At 59.1% G+C, this 21509-nt stretch carries 15 protein-coding genes and 1 pseudogene; 12 read left to right on the forward strand and 4 right to left on the reverse strand.

The genetic code is table 11. The features are described 5' to 3' along the window. Positions 1 to 4 precede the first annotated feature (4 nt). The 6 genes from C5L12_RS06525 to kduI all read left to right on the forward strand — a co-directional run bounded on the left by C5L12_RS06525 (position 5) and on the right by kduI (position 7216). The gene (locus C5L12_RS06525; RefSeq protein ID WP_105371210.1) at positions 5 to 1177 is read left to right on the forward strand and encodes a glycoside hydrolase family 88 protein; all 1173 of its coding nucleotides are present in this window, start codon (positions 5 to 7) and stop codon (positions 1175 to 1177) included. A 7-nt stretch (positions 1178 to 1184) separates the two neighbouring features. After that, positions 1185 to 2294 carry an ABC transporter ATP-binding protein gene (locus C5L12_RS06530; RefSeq protein ID WP_105371211.1) on the forward strand — a complete coding sequence of 370 codons (1110 nt, stop codon included), beginning with the start codon at positions 1185 to 1187 and terminating at the stop codon, positions 2292 to 2294. Positions 2295 to 2314: 20 nt separating this feature from the next. After that, complete coding sequence (locus C5L12_RS06535; RefSeq protein WP_105371212.1) at positions 2315 to 3094, forward strand: DUF624 domain-containing protein; 780 nt, start codon at positions 2315 to 2317, stop codon at positions 3092 to 3094. Beyond that, positions 3081 to 4361, forward strand: a complete 1281-nt coding sequence (locus tag C5L12_RS06540) for an ABC transporter substrate-binding protein (RefSeq protein WP_105371213.1) — start codon at positions 3081 to 3083, stop codon at positions 4359 to 4361. The genes C5L12_RS06535 and C5L12_RS06540 overlap by 14 nt, the downstream gene beginning before the upstream one ends. 74 nt (positions 4362 to 4435) lie before the next feature. Next, entirely contained in the window at positions 4436 to 6289 is a 1854-nt protein-coding gene (locus tag C5L12_RS06545; RefSeq protein WP_105371323.1) for a DUF2264 domain-containing protein, read from the forward strand. A gap of 78 nt (positions 6290 to 6367) precedes the next feature. Continuing rightward, positions 6368 to 7216 (forward strand): 5-dehydro-4-deoxy-D-glucuronate isomerase, encoded by an 849-nt coding sequence (kduI, locus tag C5L12_RS06550; protein WP_105371214.1) that lies wholly within the window; start codon positions 6368 to 6370, stop codon positions 7214 to 7216. A 184-nt stretch (positions 7217 to 7400) separates the two neighbouring features. Here the strand turns inward: kduI and C5L12_RS06555 are convergent, their stop codons facing one another. After that, on the reverse strand, positions 7401 to 8678 hold the full coding sequence (locus C5L12_RS06555) for an ABC transporter substrate-binding protein (protein WP_105371324.1): 1278 nt from the start codon (positions 8676 to 8678) through the stop codon (positions 7401 to 7403). A 187-nt stretch (positions 8679 to 8865) separates the two neighbouring features. Between C5L12_RS06555 and C5L12_RS06560 the strand changes: the two genes are divergently transcribed. The 6 genes and pseudogenes from C5L12_RS06560 (at position 8866) to C5L12_RS06585 (ending at position 17007) form a co-directional block, all read left to right on the forward strand. After that, positions 8866 to 11385 carry a hypothetical protein gene (locus C5L12_RS06560; protein WP_105371215.1) on the forward strand — a complete coding sequence of 840 codons (2520 nt, stop codon included), beginning with the start codon at positions 8866 to 8868 and terminating at the stop codon, positions 11383 to 11385. A 16-nt stretch (positions 11386 to 11401) separates the two neighbouring features. Then, positions 11402 to 12493, forward strand: coding sequence for a beta-galactosidase BglB (bglB, locus tag C5L12_RS06565; protein ID WP_105371216.1), 1092 nt, complete (start codon positions 11402 to 11404; stop codon positions 12491 to 12493). Further along, positions 12490 to 13855 (forward strand): annotated as a pseudogene (pglB, locus tag C5L12_RS06570) (polygalacturonase PglB). Before bglB ends, pglB begins: the two are co-directional and overlap by 4 nt. After that, positions 13843 to 14964 (forward strand): ABC transporter ATP-binding protein, encoded by a 1122-nt coding sequence (locus C5L12_RS06575; protein ID WP_105371218.1) that lies wholly within the window; start codon positions 13843 to 13845, stop codon positions 14962 to 14964. Before pglB ends, C5L12_RS06575 begins: the two are co-directional and overlap by 13 nt. A gap of 10 nt (positions 14965 to 14974) precedes the next feature. Then, positions 14975 to 15946: a carbohydrate ABC transporter permease gene (locus C5L12_RS06580; protein ID WP_245422784.1), complete on the forward strand. Its 972-nt coding sequence runs from the start codon at positions 14975 to 14977 to the stop codon at positions 15944 to 15946. Between the two features lie 2 nt (positions 15947 to 15948). Further along, positions 15949 to 17007 carry a carbohydrate ABC transporter permease gene (locus C5L12_RS06585; protein ID WP_105371220.1) on the forward strand — a complete coding sequence of 353 codons (1059 nt, stop codon included), beginning with the start codon at positions 15949 to 15951 and terminating at the stop codon, positions 17005 to 17007. Between the two features lie 2 nt (positions 17008 to 17009). Here the strand turns inward: C5L12_RS06585 and C5L12_RS06590 are convergent, their stop codons facing one another. The 3 genes from C5L12_RS06590 to C5L12_RS06600 all read right to left on the reverse strand — a co-directional run bounded on the left by C5L12_RS06590 (position 17010) and on the right by C5L12_RS06600 (position 21292). Next, positions 17010 to 18050, reverse strand: coding sequence for a LacI family DNA-binding transcriptional regulator (locus C5L12_RS06590; RefSeq protein WP_105371221.1), 1041 nt, complete (start codon positions 18048 to 18050; stop codon positions 17010 to 17012). Positions 18051 to 18138: 88 nt separating this feature from the next. Further along, a complete protein-coding gene (locus C5L12_RS06595) occupies positions 18139 to 19455 on the reverse strand; it encodes an HlyD family type I secretion periplasmic adaptor subunit (protein ID WP_105371222.1) in 1317 nt (438 codons plus the stop codon). After that, a complete protein-coding gene (locus tag C5L12_RS06600) occupies positions 19442 to 21292 on the reverse strand; it encodes a type I secretion system permease/ATPase (RefSeq protein WP_105371223.1) in 1851 nt (616 codons plus the stop codon). The genes C5L12_RS06595 and C5L12_RS06600 overlap by 14 nt, the downstream gene beginning before the upstream one ends. Between the last annotated feature and the right edge of the window lie 217 nt (positions 21293 to 21509).

The raw sequence follows: 21509 nt of genomic DNA on the forward strand, positions 1-21509 counted from the left end.
GTCCATGAACGCCATCCCTTCCTTCGCCCCGCAGCCGATTACCGATATCGAGGTAAGAAACGCCCTCGATATCGCCGTAGAGCAGGTCAGGCGAAATCTGCCGAAATTCACCTATGCGTCGCAAAACCACTCCAGCGTCGACAATATCTATCCGGCCGTTTCCAACGATCAGTGGACAGCCGGTTTCTGGCCGGGAGAAATCTGGCTCGCCTACGAGCACACGGGCGACAAGATCTTCCAATACGCAGCACAAATTCAGGTCCAGAGCTTCCTGCATCGGATCGTGAACCGCATCGAGACCGACCATCACGACATGGGATTTCTCTATTCCCCATCCTGCGTCGCCGCCTGGAAGCTGGTGGGCGACGAGGACGGTCGGAAGGCGGCCCTGCTTGCCGCGGACCAGTTGATCGAGCGCTTTCAGCCGATCGGCCAGTTCATTCAAGCCTGGGGCCGCAAGGGCGTCGCGGAAGAATATCGGTACATCATCGACTGCCTGCTCAACCTGCCGCTGCTTTACTGGGCAAGTGCAGAATCCGGTGATCCGAAATATCGGGAGGTGGCGCTGGTGCATGCGCGCACGACGCTCGCCAATTCCGTTCGTCCCGATGACTCCACCTATCACACATTTTACATGGATCCGGTCACCGGCGCGCCAGTGCGCGGCGTCACCAAACAGGGCTACAGTGACGAGAGCGCCTGGGCGCGGGGTCAGGCCTGGGGCATAGCCGGCATGGCCTTTTCCTATCGCTACGAGCCGCTTCCGGAATATCGCGAAGCCTTCGAGCGGCTTCTTGCCTTCTATCTGAACCGCTTGCCGACGGACATGGTCCCCTATTGGGATCTGACCTTTTCGGACAAAGACGGCGAACCTCGCGACAGCTCGTCCGCTTCGATCACCGCCTGCGGCCTGCTGGAGATGGCCGACCTCGTCCCGCGGGAGGATGCCGCGCGTTACCGTGACCTCGCCCGCCGGATGATCAAGAGCCTGGCGGATGGCTATGCGGTCAAGGATCCCGCCATTTCCAACGGCCTGGTCCTGCACGGCACCTATTCCAAGAAATCGCCCTTCAACACCTGTCGCGGCGAAGGCGTCGACGAGTGCGTCTCCTGGGGCGACTACTATTACATGGAGGCCCTGATGCGCCTTTCGCGCAGCTGGTCCTCCTACTGGTGAGCATCTGATGGCCAGCATTTCGCTCAAGAAACTGAACAAGACCTACGGTGCGCTGACCGTCGTCCACGACATCGACCTTGAGATAGCAGACAAGGAATTCATCATCCTCGTCGGCCCGTCAGGCTGCGGGAAATCGACGACGCTGCGGATGATTGCCGGTCTGGAAGAGATTTCGGGAGGTGAACTGAAAATCGGCAACGACCTGATGAACGATGTTCCCTCCAAGGACCGCGACATCGCCATGGTCTTCCAGAACTATGCGCTTTACCCGCATATGACGGTCTACAAAAACATGGCTTTCGGCCTGCAGTTGCGAAAGGCTTCCCGAGAAATCATAGACACCAAGGTGCAGGAGGCCGCGAAAATCCTCGATATCACGCACCTTCTCAACCGCAAGCCGAAGGCTCTTTCGGGTGGACAGCGCCAGCGTGTGGCGCTCGGCCGCGCCATGGTGCGCAATCCGGAAGTGTTTCTCTTGGACGAACCGCTCTCCAACCTCGATGCAAAACTGCGCGGCACCATGCGCGCAGAGATCACCAAGCTGCACAAGCGGCTCGATGCCACCTTCATCTATGTCACCCACGACCAGATCGAGGCCATGACCATGGCGGATCGAATTGTGGTCATGAAGGACGGGCATATCCAGCAGGTCGATACCCCACAAAATCTCTATGACCGTCCAGTCAATATGTTTGTCGCCGGCTTCATCGGGGCGCCCCAGATGAACATGTTGCCCTGCGTCATCCAGTGCCGTGGGGAAAGCTTCGTCGCGATCTTCGACGGCCGAGAGCTGCCGTTGCCGGCCCATTTCGACAAGATCCGCATTGCGCCTTACCAAGGGCAGGAACTGGTGCTCGGCATTCGCCCGGAAAATTTCCATGAGTTGGCGCCTGCCGATATCCCGGCGGAAAATCTGGCGGCCTTCAAGGCCGTCCTTGATCTCGCCGAGCCGATGGGATCCGAGGTGCATCTGAACATGACGACAGGCGGACGAAACCTGATCGCGCGGGTTTCGCCGCGGTTCAAGGCGAATATCGGCGACGAGGTCGCGCTGGTGGCCGATATGACCAATGTACAGCTCTTCGACAAGCAAACGGAACGATCGATCTTGTACTGAGGCGCCTGCGGGAGAAGGCCATGCAGTGGTTGCGGGATATGTGGATCAAGGAAGGCCGGGGCATTTCCAAGGATGCGCCGAAGAAGACCGGGCTTGCCTTGTTCGCAGAAATCTTCGCACGCGAATGGTGGGAGATGGTCAAGCTGAACATCCTGTTTGTCCTCGCAGCGATGTTCGTAGTGACCCTCCCCGCCGCACTCGTCGCCTTGGCGCGGATCTGTGTCGCCTTCGTCGAAGATCGCAACACCTATCTTCTGCGGGATTTCACAGAAGCCTTCCTCCGATACTTCTGGCGCGCCACGCTCTGGGGTGTCGTTTTTACCGTCGCCCTCGGCATTGGAATTTATGCCATCGTCACCTACGCTGCGGCTGCGAGAGAAACCCTGGCGATGGCCGCACCGCTCGCTGTCAGCCTCGTCGTTACGGTTTTGATTGCAGTGCTGGCCTGCCACCTGGTTATGCTGATGGTCATGCGCGACCTGCCGCCCTTGACGCTGCTACGCCTTGCATCCACCGCAACCATCATCCGTCCGCTTCCGGCGCTTGTCTCGCTAGCCTTTGTGGGCCTGCTCTGGCTGGCGCATGTCGTTTTTTATCCGGTGTCAGTCTTCATGCCGGCAACGCTCAATTTTTCGCTCGGAATGTTCGCCGTTGCATTCGGCGCCCGCCGGGCAGTGGTCACGGTTCTGGCTCTGCCGATCGCAAATCAGCAGCAAAACGAACCGCGTGCGCATGACGCCAGGCAACACATGAAATCCAGAAACACTTCAGGGAAGGAGAAACGGAATGTATTTGGATAACTTCGGGAGATCGATAATAGGCGCTCTGGCAGGTATGGCCTTGGCCGTCACCACCGCCGGATCGGCATTCGCCCAGTCAGGCGACGCCGTAACGCTCAAATGGGCGCTATGGGATTGGGACAAGGTCGCCTATTACAAGCCTCTGATCGAGGCCTATCAGGCAAAACATCCAAACGTGAAGTTCGAGCCGGTCGACCTCGGGTCGCAAGACTATCAGCAAATGATTTCGACGCAGCTGACCGGCGGTTCGAAGGATATCGACATCGTCACGGTCAAGGACGTGCCGGGTTACGCCAACCTCGTGCGGGCCGGTTCCATCAGCGATCTCAGCGGCTTCATGAAAGAACAGAAGGTCGATCCCGCACCGTTCGGTGGGCTGATCGAGGAACTGACGATCGACGGCAAGATCTATGCCCTGCCCTTCCGGTCCGATTTCTGGGTCGTCTACTACAACAAGGATATCTTCGACAAAGCTGGCGTTGCCTATCCGACCAACGACATGACCTGGGCCCAGTTCGACCAGATCGCCACGAAGCTCACAGGCGGCATGGGGGCTAACAAGACCTATGGCGCGCTCCTGCATACCTGGCGTTCGACGGTTCAGCTGCCCGGCATTCTCGACGGCAAGCAGACGCTGGTGGACGGAGAATATGCCTTCCTCAAGCCATGGTATGAGCGGGCACTTGCCCTCCAAAAGGAAGGCGCCATCCCCTCTTATGCTTCGTTGAAGACATCGAACACGCACTACTCGGCTTTGTTCTTCAACGGCACGATCGGCATGTTGCCGATGGGGACATGGTTCATTGGAACCCAGATCGCCAAGGTCAAATCCGGTGAATCGAAAAGCAAGAACTGGGGTATCGTCAAGTTCCCGCATCCAGACGGCGTCGCCGCCGGTACGACCGCGGCGCAGATTGCCGGTCTCGCTGTCAACACCAATTCCGACCACAAGCAGGCAGCGCTCGACTTCATCAAGTTTGCAAGCGGTCCGGAGGGTGCAAAGATCGTCGCCGATACAGGCACCATTCCGGCCCAGCGTACCGATGATGTTGGGGCAAAGATCGCCGCGCTTCCCGGCTTCCCACAGGACGAAGCAAGCAAAGCGGCGCTGAAGGCCGGGAAGTCGTACCTCGAAATGGCGGTGAACCCCAATGCAGCCAAGATCGAGGTGGTACTTAATCGCGCCCATGACTCCATCATGACGGATAATATCTCGATCGATGATGGCCTGAAGGAGATGACCGACGGCGTGAAGGCGATCAAGTAACCTTTGCCCCTGTCCATGGCCGCGGGCAGTTCCTCGCCTGCGGCCATTTTCCTGAAACTTCCCGGATTTTGATTTTGATTTACAATCCCGCCCAATCCAATCCGCTTTTTGGCAACCCTTTAAAGAGCCGCGACGACGTTTCACGAGCCGTCATCGACCTCTTCAAGCCACTTCTGCCCTACTTTTCCGAAGGAGGCGCACGCGTGCGCCTCAATGCGGCGGGCGCGATATTCGATCGGGCGGCAGCTGATCTCGAGGGTTTTGCCCGACCGCTTTGGGGTATCGTGCCTTTTGTCGCCGGAGGCGGCGGTTTTCCGTACTGGGATCTCTATCGGCGCGGTGTCGCAAACGGAACGGATCCCGGCCATCCCGAATATTGGGGCGACCTTGCCGACCGCAATCAGAGGCTGGTGGAACTCGCTGCCATCGGCTTCGCCCTGGCGCTGGTACCCGAGCACATCTGGGACCCGTTGAGCGAGACCGCACAGCAAACCGTGGCGGCCTATCTCCTGCGCGCCCGCGAGCTGGAATTCGTCGACAACAACTGGAAGTTCTTCCGGGTGCTGATCGACCTTGGGCTTGAGCGGGTCGGCATCGATTTCGACCGAACGAAAACTGAGATCTATCTTAATGAGCTCGAGGCGTTTGATATCGGGCAAGGCTGGTATCGCGACGGACCGGTGCGGCGGGTCGATCACTACATTCCCTTCGCCATGCATTTCTATGGCCTGATCTATACGGTGCTGGCGAAAGGCGACGATGCCCGAAAGGAGCGCTTCCGGACGCGGGCTCAAACTTTTGCTGGAGATATCCGCCACTGGTTCGGGCCGGATGGTGCCGCCGTCGCCTTTGGTCGCAGCCAGACCTACCGCTTTGCAGCCGGCGGCTTTTGGGGCGCTCTGGCGTTTGCCGATGTCGAGGCGCTGCCATGGCCGGAGATCAAGGGCTACTACATGCGCCATATCCGGTGGTGGTCGAAGCTGCCGATCGCCGATCGCGATGGCGTTCTTTCAATCGGCTACGGTTATCCGAACCTGCTCATGAGCGAAAGCTACAATTCGGCCGGTTCTCCCTACTGGGCGCTGAAGTTCTTTCTGCCGTTGGCGCTGCCCGAAGATCATCCGTTCTGGGTTGCTGAAGAAGCGCCCATGCCGGAGTTTGCAGAGCCCGTTCCCTTAAAGGAACCAGGCATGGTGGCCATGCACACACCCGGCAATGTGGTGATTTTGTCGTCCGGCCAACAGCATGACAAGATGCGCGGCGCACATGAGAAATATTCGAAGTTCGCCTATTCCACGCGATACGCCTTCAATATCGAGGCTGATGACCGGAACTTTTCCGCCGCAAGCTTCGATGGAATGCTCGGCCTCTCCGATGACGGCGTTCACTTCCGAATGCGAGAAACATTGGAAGAGGCGCTGATCGCTGGCGACCGACTTTACTCGCGCTGGCGGCCTTGGCCCGACGTCACGGTGGAAACCTGGCTTCTCCCTGCCAATCCCTGGCATATTCGCATCCACCGGATCGCGACGCCGCGCCGACTGCGCGCCGTCGAGGGCGGCTTCGCGATTGAGCGGGCCGATTTTAATCGCGATCGGCCCGAACAGTCCGAAGGTCGGGCCGTCTGGCATGGCCAGAGCGATATCAGCGCCATCATCGATCTTTCGCCAGGACCGAAACGAGCTGGCTTTGCAATGACACCAATTGCAAACACCAATCTCATCCACGCCAAAGCGCTGCTGCCGCAGTTGCAGGGCGAGATCACTGCCGGTACGACAGTGTTGGCCACCGCGGCGATGGCATTGCCTCTTGATACCGATACCGAAACGGCATTGCAGACGCCGCCGGCATGCCCCGATCTCGCGGAACTGGAACAGCTTGTCCGATCAGAAGGTTCACCCATACCCGCGTTCAAACTCGAGCAATAGGCGTTCGCCTTGATCCCAAAGAATGTCCGACACAGGGGATCTCGGCGACAAATCTGCTTGCGATACGAAAGGAAGAACATGACCACGACCATTCAAACGCGCCATGCCGTTCACTACTCACAATCTGAACGCATGACCGGTGCGGAACTCAGGGAAAACTTTCTGATCGAAAGCCTTTTTTCGGCGGGAGCGCTTGAGGCCGTTTATACCCACTATGATCGAATGCTGGTGGCTGGTGCGATGCCGACCAGCACCTCTCTGATCGTGGGTGACGACCTGGCAAAAATTGTCGGGTCGGAATACCTCTTGGAGCGGCGCGAACTCGGGCTGATCAATATTGGGGGAGCAGGCCGCGTCGTCGCCGACGGCACGACCTACGACCTGCAGCCGATGGATGGGCTTTACCTCGGCCAGGGAGCGCGCGAAATCGCTTTTGAAAGCGCGGAGGCGACGGCACCGGCCAAATTCTATATCAACAGCGCCCCTGCCCATTCCCGGTTCCCTTCCCGCATCGTCACCAAGAACGACGCGATCGAAAACAATCTCGGCGACAGCGCCACGTCCAACAAGCGCAAGCTCTACCAGTATATCCATCCAAAGGTATTGCCGACGTGCCAGCTTCTGATGGGACTTACGCGACTGGAGACCGGAAGCGTGTGGAATACAATGCCGGCGCACCTTCATGACCGGCGCATGGAAGCCTATCTCTATTTCGATCTGCCGGAAAATGCCTTCGTCGTGCATCTGATGGGGCGACCGGAAGCCACCGGCCATCTGATTGTCCGCAGCGAACAGGCCGTGCTCTCGCCGCCTTGGTCGATCCATTGCGGATCCGGCACCTCGGCCTATGCCTTCATCTGGAGCATGGCCGGTGACAACCAGTCTTTCACGGACATGGATATGGTGGACATGAAAAGCCTGAATTAGCACCAGCCTCCAATGGTATGACCTGAAGAAGAGCTGCGTCTGGCGATGCCTGCGCAGCTCTTCCTTTTGCAGCAGGATCAAAAAAGAAACAGGCGGGGCATTCGCGCCCCGCCCATCTCCGGGAGGATCTCTGCAGATGGAATGAGGTGTCGGGCTGTGATCCGTACCCGACACCTCCGCCGCGTCACTTGACAGCAAGCGACTCGTTGATCTTGGCAACGTCTGCCTCAAGGTTCTTGTAGGTGTCCTCGAGACTCAATTCCCCGACGATCAACTGGCTCATCCGCTGTACGATCGTCTGATAGATGGCTGTGCCACCCTTGATGCGTTCAAACTCGCGCGCCGCCTGGGGAACGTTCTTCTTGTTTTCCAGAAAGACGGCCATAGCGGCTTTGGCGTCGTCGCTGGAGATCTTGTATTGCGGATCCTTGATCTCGGCACCGGTGAGGATCACGTAGCTTTCGGCGATTTCGCGCTGGACCTTTTCAGAGCCGAGGAACTCGATGAACTGCGCAACCGCTTCCGGATGCTCAGTCCGCTTGAAGCCAACGATCGCCGTGGCGCCAGGCATGGCATAACAACCGGCGTCACCGCACGGGGCATTGATCGCAGTCCACTGGAAGGCGTCGCCGATCTTCTTCTGGAACGGATTGACCATCCAGTTGCCGGCCAGATAGGTCACGACATTGCCGTTGACGAATTCATCGCCCATGTTTTTGTATTGGGATCCCCCGGCAGCACCCCACATTTCCTTCGGAAAGCTGCCGTCCTGTGTCCAGGCATAGAGGTCGGCAATGTATTTCTTTGCTGCAGCATCCGGAAAGCTGAACTTGCCGTCCTTGATATAGGTAGAGCCGTAGGAATAGGCCCCGCCGGAAAAACGGTGACCGGACCGGTCCATGGTGAAGGGGATCTGTGCCCCGGTCGCTTTCGCCACGCGTGCGGATGCTTCGACGATCTCCTTCAGCGTAGCCTTGGGACCTGGCAATGGTTCTCCCGCCTGTTCGAACAGCGTCTTGTTGACGAAAGGCAGGTTCAGCGTCTGGGACGCCACGTATCCGTTGATGGATTTCGGATCATTGATGTTCGGCAGCCGCAACTGATCGAGGCTGGCCCCATGCAGCTTGGCGTAGGAATCCGGATCCTTCATGTATGGACGCATGTCGAGATAGTAAGGCGCCAATTGCCAATCGGTTATCTTGGCAATGTCGGGCCCCTTGCCGGCGGCCAATTGAACCGGCAGCTGCTTTGACACGGCATCATATCCCGAGGACACGAAATTTACTTTGACGTCCGGATGCGCGCTTTCGAATTCCTTGCTCAGCGCCGCCATCCGCTCGACATAGCTTTGGTCGTCATCGGTGAACAAGAAGGTGATCGTTTTGCTCTCGGCAAGGGCCGCTTCCGTCAAGGCGAAGGTCGCGATTACCAGGGCACTAACTTGCGATAGGAATTTCAGCATTTCATCCTCCCAATGAAAATATTTTCGTTCGATCGAGATGTTCGCCAACGGATCCCGTGCTCGATTTTCTAATTTTTGACGCTTGACAACGCAAACGTCAAGCTGTTTTGCTCAAATTCAGGAAGGTCGTGTCAGAACAGCGGCTCTTCCAGAATTAAATGCAAATATTTTCATTAGGGAGAAGACCGTGGAGGACGGTTTATCTGACAGCGGGCAACCGGCTCGTTCCGTTTACCGCGTTTCACCGGGCGAAACGGTCACTGCCTGGATTCTGTCGGAAGTGTCGGAGGCTTACTTCCCGGGTCAGGCTGCTCCGGCCGAAGATCGTGCCGGATACAAATTCATCAATGGCTTTGTGGATGTCGGCGACCTGCCCTGTCGTAAAGCTTTCTGGGCGAAGATGGTCGGACGCCAAATCGAACCACGATTGCACTGGCAGCCGGCGGCCCTCAGCCTTCCGGGCGCCAATCGGCGGGTCGAATTTACTGGCTTCTGGCATGTACCGACCCATGTCAGCCGTTGGTTACGCAGCACCTTCCTTGTCGATCAGCCGCAAGAGGTCAGCATGCGGCTACGCACATGCGGTGGCGTGAGGATCTGGGTGAACGGCAGTGAGCAGGTGCGCTTCGAGCCCTTCCGGCGCAATACGGAAAGCGAAACCGATGTCGTGCTGGCGTTGAAAGCCGGCAGCAACGACATCCTGCTTCTGACCGAAGATCTTGCCGAACGCGACACGATCTGGTTCTTCGAGCTTCAATTGAGTGGCGACAGCCCTCTCGAAATCGCCCTTCCCTCGGCAGTCGACCCCGACGCGGTACGGCAGCTCGAGCCTCTTGCCCGCAATATCCGGCCGTCTGCAGATGTCTTCGTCAATCAGCCGCTTGAGATCATCTTCGATAACCCGCCCGATTTCGACGTGCCGGTCCATCTGGAGGTCTATAGCCACGGCCATGACCGATCCATTCTCGCCAGCGCCGACCGTACCTTGCCTGCCCACCAGTCTGCTCTCATCGCCGAGACCGTCACGGACCTGCCGGACGGCTATCACGGCGTCAGAGTAAAGATCGGCTCCGGCACAGCCATCGTCGATCGCCAGATCGATGCGGCTTTCATTGGCAGCCTTATGCCGCCGAAATCCGCTCCCTCGCTTGCGCAACGCAAACAGGAGGCGCTCGTCTTCAGCGCCCGTCACGGCGCAGACCGCATAGGCCGGGTTCTGGCTATGGCCGCATCTGGCGAGGTCGACGAAAAAGCCATGGACCGGATCATCGACGCCACCCTCGCCAGCATCGACCGGCGGGAGGACTGCTCCGATTTCTCCATGGTTCCGCTTCTGTGGCTTCTCGCCGCCTACGAAAAGATGTTGCCGCCTTCGACCGCGGCGAAGATCCGGGCATCCATTGCCGCTTACCGCTATTGGGTGGATGAGCCTGGTAACGACGTCATGTGGTTTTGGAGTGAGAACCACGTCCTTTGTTTCCACACCAGCCAATTGATTGCTGGCCAGCTGTTGCCGGACACCGTGTTTTCCGCATCCGGCCGGACCGGCCGGCAACAAGCCGAACTGGCGACCACCCGCCTCCATCGCTGGTTTGACAGCGTCGAAGCCGACGGTTTGGCGGAATGGAATTCGGCCGCATATTATCCGGTCGACTTCATCGGCCTGCTTGCCCTCGAGCGATGGGCCGAGCCTGAGATTGCCGCGAGAGCACGCGGTCAGCTGGACCTGATCTTCCGCATGATTGCGCTTCATACGCTGGCAGGAGTGCCGGCCGGCTCGCAGGGGCGCGCCTATGACAAGGAGTTGCGCGCCGGACCTCTGACAGAACTCGCTCCTTTTGCAAGGGTCGCTTTTGGCAACGGCTGGCTAAATGGGGGCGTCGCCTCGCTGCCAATGTTCTGTGCCGGCTCCTACGAGCCGCCCCGGGATCTTGCCCAATACGCACAACTCGAGGGCAATCGCAGCATCGAAGCTCGGTATAGCCAGGGTCTCGAACCTGCAAAGCTCGTCCTGTTCAAGACCCCTTCATCCCAGCTTTCCACCGTCGTCGATCACAAGACCGGTCAAAAGGGGCACCAGCAGCACGTGCTGGACATCCGCCTTTCAGGCCATCCGATGGCGCGGCTTTGGATCAATCATCCGGGAGAGGATGATCCATGGGGAACCCAACGTCCTTCATACTGGGCCGGGAACGGGATTCTTCCGCGCGTCATGCAGCATCGCGACGTCGCCTTGCTGATTGCCGATACGACTGGTTCCCGCCTGCCCTGGACCCATGCCTATCTTGGACGGGATGGGCTTGATGAAGTCATTGTCGACAACGGATGGCTCCTGGTGCGCGCCGGTGCAGGTTTCGCGGCCCTTCATGGGACAAACGGCCTTCAACTGGTGGACGAAGGCCCCACGGCGGGCCGGGAGTTGCGTTCGTCAGGCTCCGTCGCCGGCTGGGTAGCGGTAGTCGGCTCCGGCGATGCTGCGGCATTTCAGCGGTTTTCCGAACGTGTCAGGGCGACAGACATCAGATTCGATATGGCTGGAAGGATACTCTCAGTGACGCCTCCCGGACGCGCCACGCTGACGCTTTCCTATTCCGGTGACTTTACCGTCGGCAATCAGCCGCGACCCTTCGTCCACGACCAGCCCCAGCCGATCATCACCTATGACAGTGTGGCCGAAAACCAGATCGACCACCCGTTCTATGCATAAAGGACCTTTTGAGCCTATGGATGCGATGCCCCTCACCAAGCCCGTTCTCAGGAACAAGATCGACCTGGTTGCGAAAGCTTTCAGCCGCCTCAAGGGCATCAAGGAAGGCTTGGTCGGTGCGGATGCCGGCGGTATCCAGTTCGATGAATGGGATTGGGAAGTCGGCGTCGGTCTCTATGGTTTCCTGCGGCGCGCCTCCGCCGCCAAGGATCAGCTCGCCATAGACGATCTTGTCGATTGGTATGCGCGCCAGATTGCGCGCGGCCTGCCGCCACGACAGATCAACAGTACGGCTCCGATGCTTCCACTCGCCATCCTGATCGAGCATGTCGACAGGCCGGAATTTCGCGGCCTCGTTGAGGATTGGGCGGACTGGCTTGTCCACGCTTTGCCGAAGACCGAAGACGGGGGGTTTCAGCATGTCGTAAAGGAGCGGTTGAACGACGGGGAACTGTGGGACGATACATTGTTCATGGCCTGTCTCTTCCTGGCGAGAGCCGGCGTCGTCATCGGCCGGCCCGACTGGGTAGACGAAGCCGTTTATCAGTTCATGGTCCATGCACGCTATCTTTCGGATCCGGTGACCGGGCTTTGGTATCACGGCTGGACCTTCAACGGCCGGCACAATTTTGCCAAGGCCTTCTGGGCACGCGGCAACGCCTGGATTACCGTCGCCATTCCGGAGCTCTTCAAGCTGGTTCCCGAGCTGAACAGCAAGGACAAGCGTTTCCTGGCAAATGTTCTGGCCAGCCAGGTACGATCGCTGAAGAAACTCCAGCGGCCCGACGGCATGTTCCATACCCTCCTGGATGATCCGACCTCGCCGGTGGAGACTTCGGCGACCGCTGGTATTGCTTATGGAATCCTGCGCGGTATCGAAGCGGGGATTCTGCCGGCGGCCGACCGCCGACATGCCGAAAACGCGTTGGCGGCCGTCCTTGCTCATATCGACAACGAGGGCGTTGTGCAGGGCGTTTCCGACGGCACACCCATGGGGCATGACCTGGAATTCTATCGGCGCATTCCAAACCTGCCTACCCCTTACGGCCAGGCGCTTACAATGCTGCTGTTGACCGAAGTGCTCCTCGAAGGCGAGGAGCAAGAATGACAAGGCGTCCCGCCCTTCTCATTGATGCCTCCGATCAGGATCAGACCGACCGCATTCAGGCTGCGATCGATCAGGCTTGCGATAGTGGCGGTGGCTGCGTCGAATTGGGTGCAGGGGTCCACATGACCCGCGGCCTCCGGCTGAAGTCCGGGGTGGAGCTTCATTTGGCGAATGATGCGATCCTGCGCCCGATCCCCTCCTATGACGCCTATGGAGGGACGACCGTTTCGGTCATCGCCGAAAAATCGGATCGCGGTATCATTGTCGCAAAGGACGCTACCGATATCAGCTTGACCGGCCCCGGCCGGATTGAAGCAGCCGGCGAATGCTTCATCGCCGGCGACGATCCCGACATGGGCACGTTCATTCCAGCGCCATTGCGGCCGCGTGTCGTGGTCTTCGAAAACTGCCGAGGTGTCCGGCTCGAAGAACTGGAAATTCGCGATTCCCCGATGTGGACGGTGCACCTGGTAAATTGCGCGGATGTCCATGTCAGGCGTCTGACGGTATCCAACAATAGACGGCTTCCCAATACCGACGGCATCGTTCTCGACGCCTGTCGCCATGCACTCATTGAAGACTGCGTGATTTCCACCGCAGACGATGGCATATGCCTCAAAACCAGCGCCGGCCCGGACGGTAGCGCGATCGGAGAGTGCATTGACATCCACGTGCGCCGCTGCCTCGTCGAAAGTTTCAGCTGTGCTTTGAAGATCGGCACGGAGTCCTATGGCGACTTCTCCGATATTCTTTTCGAGGACTGCCGTGTCCAAAGTTCCAACCGCGCCCTGGGGCTGTTCTCCCGTGATGGCGGTCGGATCACCAATGTCCGCTTCCACCGCATTGCGGTCGATTGCCATGAGACGCTCGACGGCTTCTGGGGTTCGGGCGAAGCCCTGACTGTAACAGTCGTCGATCGCATGCCCGAGCGACAAGCGGGACAGGTCTCGAATCTCATCGTCGAGGATCTTTCAGGCAGCATGCAGGGCGCCATGACGCTTGTCTCGACTTCGGCGGCCCGAATTACGGATGTGAAGCTGTCACGCCTCAGGCTCCAACAAGAAATGGGGGCCCTCGGTACGGCCCTTTGCTACGATCTGAGGCCGACCAATGCCGATCTGGCGCCCAGCACCGATGCGGCGGGCCGGGCGAACGCCTGGACCAAAGGGGCAGACGGGCGCGTGATCGGAATGGTCAATTATCCGGGAGGAATGCCGGTGCTCTTTGCCGCCGGCGTTGAAGGAATAACAATCGACGACATGCAGGTCGACCGACCTGAGCCGCTGCCAATCGGCTGGAGTGAAGAGCCAGTCGTTTATCAGGCGCGCTGAACCTGACGGGAGCAGGAAATGGGAAATCTAAAGCTTACCAATATCAGTAAATCGTTCGGCGCGCTCACGGTCCTGCACGATATCAACCTGTCAATCGACGAAGGCAAATTTGTCGTATTCGTCGGTCCGTCGGGCTGCGGAAAGTCAACGCTCCTGAGGATCATAGCCGGTCTGGAAGACATCACGGCAGGAGAGATCGAGATCAGTGGACGCGATGTCGTCCACCTGTCGCCTGCGGAGCGCAAGATCGCCATGGTGTTCCAGTCCTATGCTCTTTATCCGCATATGAGCGTACGCAAGAACCTCGCCTTCGGCCTGGAAAATCTGAAATTCAAGCGCGACGAGATCGAGGTCCGCATCAACGAAGCCGCGCGCATGCTGGCCATCGAACCTTATCTGGACAGAAAACCCAGGCAGCTTTCCGGCGGTCAACGCCAGAGGGTCGCGATCGGGCGGGCGATCGTACGCAACCCCGACATCTTCCTGTTCGACGAGCCCCTCTCCAACCTGGATGCCGCCTTGCGCGTTCAGACCCGTGCGGAGATCACCAAGCTGCATCGGGACATCAAGACCACGATGATCTACGTCACCCATGACCAGGTCGAAGCCATGACCATGGCCGACCAGATCGTCGTGCTGAACAGCGGGCGAATCGAGCAAGTCGGGACACCACTCGAACTTTTCGAGGGGCCGAAGAACCTGTTCGTCGCCGGTTTCCTGGGTTCGCCCCGCATGAACATGCTGAAGGGAACCGTCATCGGCATGCATGATGGGTGCATGACGTTGGATATGGGCCACGGCACCACCTGGTCGGCGGGGATCGAGCCCAACGCCTCGATGATCGGGAAGCCGGTTCTGGCGGGTGTGCGGCCGGCGCATTTTTCGGTCAACGAGAAAGACGGCTTGCCTTTCGTGGTCCATTATTACGAAAGCCTTGGAACCGAAACCTATGTCTATGGGACGCTTGAGGGCCAAAGTGATCAGATCATCATCCATCAAGCGGGGCATTTCTCGCCGGCCCCAGGCTCCAGACTGAGGATCGCACCGCCACCCGAGCGGCTGCACGTCTTTGATCCCGAAACAGGTCTGGCAATCCCGCGTAAAGCCAAACAGCGGGATGAATCCCATGCCGTTGCTTAAGGGAAGAGACATGATCGGACGGTTCGGCGAGTTATTGATGGGGATCATCGAGGCTCCGGTCAACGCCTTGGAAAGCCTTATGGGGCGAAAGCGGATGCCCTATCTTTTCCTCGCGCCCAATCTGATCCTTTTCGGCATTTTCACTTTCCTGCCGATCGCCATTGCCGCCGGATATGCCTTTACGGGCGGTACGGAGCTTTTCGTCTCCGATCGCCCTTTCGTGGGTTTCGACAATTTCCGCCAGCTTCTCGAGTGCGAGGATTATCTACGCCCAGGCAGCTGCCGAGAGTCCCTCTTCTGGACGGCGATCTGGAATACCCTTTGGTTCGTCGCCTTCAACGTTGCGGCGACCTTGCTGGCGGCGTTGATCACCGCGTTGATACTCAATCGCGCCATTGCTGCGCGCGGCTTTTTTCGAGCGATCTTCTTTTATCCGGTTCTGTTGTCACCCGTGGTGATCGGCTTGATCTGGAAGTGGTTTTTGGACCGCAACGGCTTGCTCAACGCCTTTCTGCAGATGCTCGGCGTCCCGCCGGAAATCTTCCTTCTCGACGTCGGCTGGTCGCGCTTTTTCGTGGTGGTGGTCTCCGTCTGGTTCCATATGGGCTTTTATACGCTCATCCTGCTTGCCGGGTTGCAGGCGATACCGAAGGATCTCTACGAAGCGGCCGCAATCGACGCCGCCTCGCCGCGCCGCACGCTCCTGCGCATCACTCTGCCGCTCCTTGGACCAAATCTTCTCGTCGTACTTATCCTGCTGATGATCCGTTCCGTGCAGATCTTCGACGAAGCCTGGGTCTTGACCAATGGCGGTGGGCCCGGCACGGCCAACAGCTTCATTGTGCAATATATCTACCAAATGGCATTCGGCAGCGATCTTCGCCTGTTCGGCCTTGCTTCGGCAGCTTCCGTGCTGATGGGCCTGGTGCTTCTGGTTCTAACACTCATTCAGCTGCGCCTCGGCCGCAAGATGGAGTCCTGATCATGTCGCATGGCTTCAATCCCATCGGTTTTCTCACTCGCACCCGCCGGCCTGGACGTATCGGGATGACCGACATCCTGTCCTGGCTCTGGCTGATCGCCGGCACCCTCGCCGTTCTCGTTCCGGTCGCATGGGCGGGTTTGTCTTCCCTTAAACCGGCTGCTGAAATCACCCGTTTTCCGCCTACCCTGCTGCCGCGCACCGCCGTAGAAATGAACGTTCCGGGATACGACAAGCCGCTGAGCCTCTGGACGGTCACCATAGACGGCAAGACGCGCGAGATGGCGATGGTCCGTCGCATCGGCCTCAAAGCGCAAATGGTCGATCCGCAGTCGCCCGAAGCACCTGTGAGCGTCGACGTCAGGACGATGTCGCCCATCCAGAAACTGACCGCAGCGACTGAAAACTACACCGATCCCCTGACCAGGTTCGACTTCCTGACCTTCTTGAAAAACTCGGTCTTTGTTACCTTTGTCGCGACCCTTCTGACGTTGATCGTCAACGCTATGGCGGCCTTTGCGCTGTCCAAATACCGTTTCCGCGGCAAGAACGCGATCTTCGTGCTGATCATCTCGACACTGATGATCCCGCTGACGGTCGTCATGGTACCGGCCTATCTGGTCGTCGTGGGAGTCGGCCTCGTCGACAGTCTGTGGGGGATTATCATTCCCACAATTGCCTCGCCGACCGGCGTCTTCCTGTTGCGTCAATACATGCTGACCATTCCGGACGAGCTGATCGAAGCCGCACGCGTCGACGCCGCAACCGAGTTCCGTATCTTCTGGCGTATAATCCTGCCGCTCACGGCTCCAGCGCTTGCGGTTCTCGCGATATTCTCGGTCCTCTGGCGATGGAACGACTTCCTCTGGCCTCTGATCGTCTTGAGCAGTCGGGAAAACTTTACGCTGCAGGTGGGGCTCAACGCCTTCCAGGGAGAGTTCTCGGTCCAATGGCACTACATTCTCGCCATGACATTTCTCAGCCTGTTACCGGTGACTGCCGTCTTCCTATTTCTGCAGAAATACATCACCACCGGCATCGCCGGCACGGGAATGAAATGACTTCAGCGGCGGGGTGGCTGAACGCTGCCCCGCAATACCAGGCGGCAGCCGAGTTCCAGGCGGTGAGCGGGGCGTAGAGGATCATTGGCTAGCAGCCGCTGCTCCAGCAACCCGAGCGCAGCGGCGCCAAGCCGATCACTCGGCAATTGAACGGTCGAAAGCGGCGGCGAGCTGAATTCGCCAAGGATAATATTGTCGAAGCCCAGGACCGAAACATCCTCAGGCACTCGAATGCCTGCGTCGGAAAGCGCCTTCAGACAGCCAAGAGCAAGGTTATCGGCTGCGCAGAAGATCGCCGTGGCACCGCGCAGATCGCGGTCTTCGGCCAAAATTCTCGCAATGGCTTTTTCGCCCTGAACCGGCTCGAATCCCTCCGCCTCGATGACCAAGTCCGGCGAAATGGGAATACCTGCCGCAAGCAGTGCATCGGTATACCCGTCATATCGCCGCCGAATGGTCGTCCGCCCTTTCCAGGTCAAGTGCATGATCCGCCGGTGCCTGAGTGAAAGGAGATGTTCCGCCCCCTGACGAGCTCCGAACCGATTCTCCCCCGTCACCGTATCCACCAGCATGGAGGGATCCTCGCCGTTCAGGATGACGAGCGGCGTCTGAAGCGCCGCCAGACTGCGGATAAGTTCGGGTCGGTCGTCGTTGAGAACGACGATGCCATCCACCTTCTCCGCCTCAGCCGATCGACGCACCTCCGCCGGGTCGATCCGGTTGCTGGCACTGACCAACGGTACGAAGCGAATGCTGCGCCGCTCGCATTCCTGGCGCAAACCATTAAGCATCGTCCAGCTGACCAGATTGAGATCGCTGCGCGGCGCTGCGTCGCTGGTCACAGCCAAAAGGATTGTCCTCAATGTTGCGATCGTCGCGCGGCTTTTCCGTTTCTCGAGATAACCCAGCCGCTGGGCGGAATTCAGCACGCGATCCCGCACCTCGACGGAAATGGGGGCAGTGCCGTTCAAGACATGCGAGGCAGTGCTGAGGGATACGCCTGCGTCGAGCGCGACATCTTTCAATCCGATCTTCGCTTTCACATCCGCACCGCTTAACGCTTCCCGACACTCGTCTGATACTTCGCAGAGACCTTATGCAAGCCGAACGCCGAGCTCTTTGTCGTCCCCGTCACTCTTCACGAAAGGCTCGATTGATCTGGTCTGAGAGGGGCTTCAACAGATAGGAAAGAGCGGTGCGGTCTTCAGTCTGGATCAACGCCTCGGCCGGCATCCCGGGAACGAGCGACAGGTCCCTGAGTTTCTTCATTTCCTCCGCCGTAACAGAGAGACGCACCAGATAAAAGGACAGCCCATTCCGCTCATCCGTGGTCAGGTCGGCGGCAATCCGGCTGACATGGGCTATCAGTTCGGGGGTCGTCCGCTGGTTGAAGGCGGACATCCGCAGGACCGCCTTCTGGCCAAGCTGGATCTGATCGATGTCCTTCGGCGCAATCTGCACCTCCAATGCCAGATCGTCGCCTTCCGGTACGATCAGCATGACCGGATCGGCCGGTGAAATCACCCCGCCAACCGTATGCACGGCAAGTTGGTGGACGATGCCGGATTGCGGTGCAATGATGTCCACGCGCTTCAATTCGTCCTCGGCGGCAATCTTCCGCTCGATATATTCGCCGACCTGGGCCTGCACCTCCCTGAGCTCGCGTCCGACTTCCGCCTTCAGATCCTGATCGACCTGGAGAATCTGAAGCCTTGTTTCGGTGATGCGGCCCGCTGCCTGTGCCTGATAGGCAACCTTCTCTCCCCGTTCGCCCCCGAAAGTCGCGACCTGTGTTCTCAAGCTGTTCAAGCGCTGATCCGATACGATACCCTGCTCGCGCAGACCGCCCAGGGAGGCGATTTCCTTGTTCAATACCTCGATCCCTTGCTGGTAGGCCGCTTCCTGCGCCTTCAACCCTTCGATCTCATGTTCGAACTGGGCGATGCGCTCGCGAAGCTGCGCTTTCTTTCCTTCCCTCGATTGCTTCCTGAATTCGAACAAGCGCGTCTCGCTCCGCATCGCCGAGGCGACATTCGGATCGTTGCTTCGCGTCGTCAGCGGATCGGGAAATACGATCGTATCAAGATCGTCGCGCTCGGCTTCCAGCCGCGCCATTCTGGCGGACAGTTCGTCCAGCCGTTTTGTGACGATTGCGAGGTTCGCACGCGTCTGCGTCGCATCGAGCCGCATGACAATCTGACCCGCGGCGACTTCGTCCCCCTCGCGAATGAGAATTTCGCCCACGACCCCGCCTTTGGGATGCTGGACTTTCTTCACATAGGAGTTGACCACGAAATGTCCTGAAGCGACCACCGCACCGGACAAATTCGTCACGGCAGCCCAGGCGCCTGCACCACCCACCATCAACACGCCGGTAAACAGGCCAACCGCCAGATGCCGTCGAATGGAACCCGTGACCTCGCCGGTCAGGCGATCAACGTTTGACATCGGATTCCTCCGAACCAATTTCAGATCCCGCCTTGCTTTCATCGCTCGCCGCGGGGCGGAAAGGACTTGCAACCACACGCAGCGGCGTTACAGCGGCACCAGTTGCGGGAAAGCCCGCGTTTGCGGGCGGCGGCACCGGCGTGGCCTTGAGAACCTGCGACAGCACTTCGTCCCTCGGTCCGAAAGCTTTCTGGCGGCCAGCCTCCATCATCAGCACCAGATCAACCGCGCCAATGGCGCTTGGACGATGCGCAACCACGATGGCGATGCCTTTCCTCTGGCGAACCGAGGCGATAGCCCTGATCACTGCGGCTTCGCCCTCGGCGTCCAGGTTCGCGTTGGGCTCGTCAAGAACGACGAGGAAGGGATCGCGGTAAAGCGCCCTGGCAAGTCCGATACGCTGGCGCTGTCCGGCCGAAAGCGCCGACCCCGCCTCGCCAATCCGCGTCTCATAACCTTGATCGAAACGCAAGATAAGCTCATGGGCTCCCGCGGCCTTAGCGGCGGCGACCACGGCCTGCGCATCGGCGTCATCCTCGAACCGGGAGATATTCTCCGCGATCGTGCCGTCGAACAGTTCCACGCCCTGAGGTAGGTAGCCGATGTGACGTCCGAGGGCTTCGGCATCCCATTGATCGAGGCTTGCGCCGTCCAGACGGACCTTGCCGGCGGCAGGGACCCATGCCCCCACGAGCACGCGCGCCAGCGTTGATTTGCCCGAGCCCGAGGGGCCGATGATTCCCAATGCGCTCCCAGCAGCAACTGCAAAGCCCAGTCCCGCCACGGTCGGCTTTCTCTCGCCCGGAGGCATGACGGTCACGCCCTCCACGCGCAACTCCTTTTCAGGAACCGGCAGCGCCGTCATCGAAGCAGTTTCCGGAACCTTCGCCAGAAGATCCTTCAGCCTCGTCCAGCTCTGCCGCGCCATCAGGAAGGGCTTCCAGCTTGCTATGGCGAGATCGACGGGCGCAAGCGCGCGACCCATCATGATCGAACTGGCGATCATCACACCGCCGGTCGCCTGCTGCGTAATGACAAGATAGGCACCCACGGCAAGAATGGCCGATTGCAGCACCATCCTCAACGACCTGGAAATGCTGCCAAATCCACCGGCGACATCGCCTGCCTTGCGGTTGGCGGCCAGATAGTCCGCATTGGTCAGTTGCCAGCGCGCGGCAATCCGCCGACCAATCCCCATCGCCTGCACCACTTCGGCGTTGCGACGGGCAGCCTCCAAGAGGCCGTTACGGGCCATATTCGAGGATATGGCATCACGTATCGCCTTTTTTGACAGACCATTGGTGAGCAAGGTCAGGCATACGAGGATGATTGCGCCTGCAAGGGCCGTGACGCCAATCCAGAAGTGAAACAGAAAGCAGATCGCCAGGTAGAGCGGCATCCAGGGCAGGTCGAAAAAGGCCGTCGGGCCATTGCCTGAGAGAAAGCCGCGGACATTGTCGAGGTCGCGCAAGGGCTGCAGACCATCGCCCGGCATGCGGGTCAGCAAAGGCAAGCGGGTCACCGCGTCGTGGACCCGGCCTGAGAGCCGCAGATCAAAGCCCTCTCCGATCCGCAGGAGCACCCGTGCCCGGATGACGTCGAGCATGGATTGAAAGGCGTAAAGGCCGGTCGCAAGCGCGGCAAGACCGATCAGCGTCGGGACGCTGCCGCTTGCAAGCACCCGGTCATAGACCTGAAGCATGAACAACGGCGAGGTCAGGGCCAGGATATTGACGATACCGCTGATCACAGCAATGCTGACAATGCTCTGCTTCAGCGGGAACGCATCCGCCGCAGTGCGACGCTGCAGCGGAACAGCATTAAATGATCCAGACATCCAATTCCCGGGCTAGAAAACAAGGGCCTGCCGAGTGCAAGCGCCAATGCCAGTTGAGACAATCGAAGCATAGGTATCAGAATTGATCAAGCAATTCGTCGTTTTCACGACACCGGGGACCGTTCCGCGAGATTGCGTGTCCTCTTTCAGACAAAACAAATTGTCCTTCCCGGGCGACCGGGAAGGACGATTTCGCGACGGATCTGATCTGAAAGCT

Origin of the sequence: Neorhizobium huautlense (assembly GCF_002968575.1) — a bacterium.
In the GTDB taxonomy this organism is placed as follows: domain Bacteria; phylum Pseudomonadota; class Alphaproteobacteria; order Rhizobiales; family Rhizobiaceae; genus Neorhizobium; species Neorhizobium huautlense.

Coding starts and splice junctions, on each gene's coding strand:
- kduI (WP_105371214.1), top strand. CDS start 6,368: ATGACCACGACCATTCAAACGCGCCATGCCGTTCACTACTCACAATCT.
- C5L12_RS06580 (WP_245422784.1), top strand. CDS start 14,975: ATGATCGGACGGTTCGGCGAGTTATTGATGGGGATCATCGAGGCTCCG.
- C5L12_RS06540 (WP_105371213.1), top strand. CDS start 3,081: ATGTATTTGGATAACTTCGGGAGATCGATAATAGGCGCTCTGGCAGGT.
- C5L12_RS06575 (WP_105371218.1), top strand. CDS start 13,843: ATGGGAAATCTAAAGCTTACCAATATCAGTAAATCGTTCGGCGCGCTC.
- bglB (WP_105371216.1), top strand. CDS start 11,402: ATGGATGCGATGCCCCTCACCAAGCCCGTTCTCAGGAACAAGATCGAC.
- C5L12_RS06530 (WP_105371211.1), top strand. CDS start 1,185: ATGGCCAGCATTTCGCTCAAGAAACTGAACAAGACCTACGGTGCGCTG.
- C5L12_RS06535 (WP_105371212.1), top strand. CDS start 2,315: ATGCAGTGGTTGCGGGATATGTGGATCAAGGAAGGCCGGGGCATTTCC.
- C5L12_RS06585 (WP_105371220.1), top strand. CDS start 15,949: ATGTCGCATGGCTTCAATCCCATCGGTTTTCTCACTCGCACCCGCCGG.
- C5L12_RS06600 (WP_105371223.1), bottom strand. CDS start 21,292: ATGTCTGGATCATTTAATGCTGTTCCGCTGCAGCGTCGCACTGCGGCG.
- C5L12_RS06555 (WP_105371324.1), bottom strand. CDS start 8,678: ATGCTGAAATTCCTATCGCAAGTTAGTGCCCTGGTAATCGCGACCTTC.
- C5L12_RS06595 (WP_105371222.1), bottom strand. CDS start 19,455: ATGTCAAACGTTGATCGCCTGACCGGCGAGGTCACGGGTTCCATTCGA.
- C5L12_RS06525 (WP_105371210.1), top strand. CDS start 5: ATGAACGCCATCCCTTCCTTCGCCCCGCAGCCGATTACCGATATCGAG.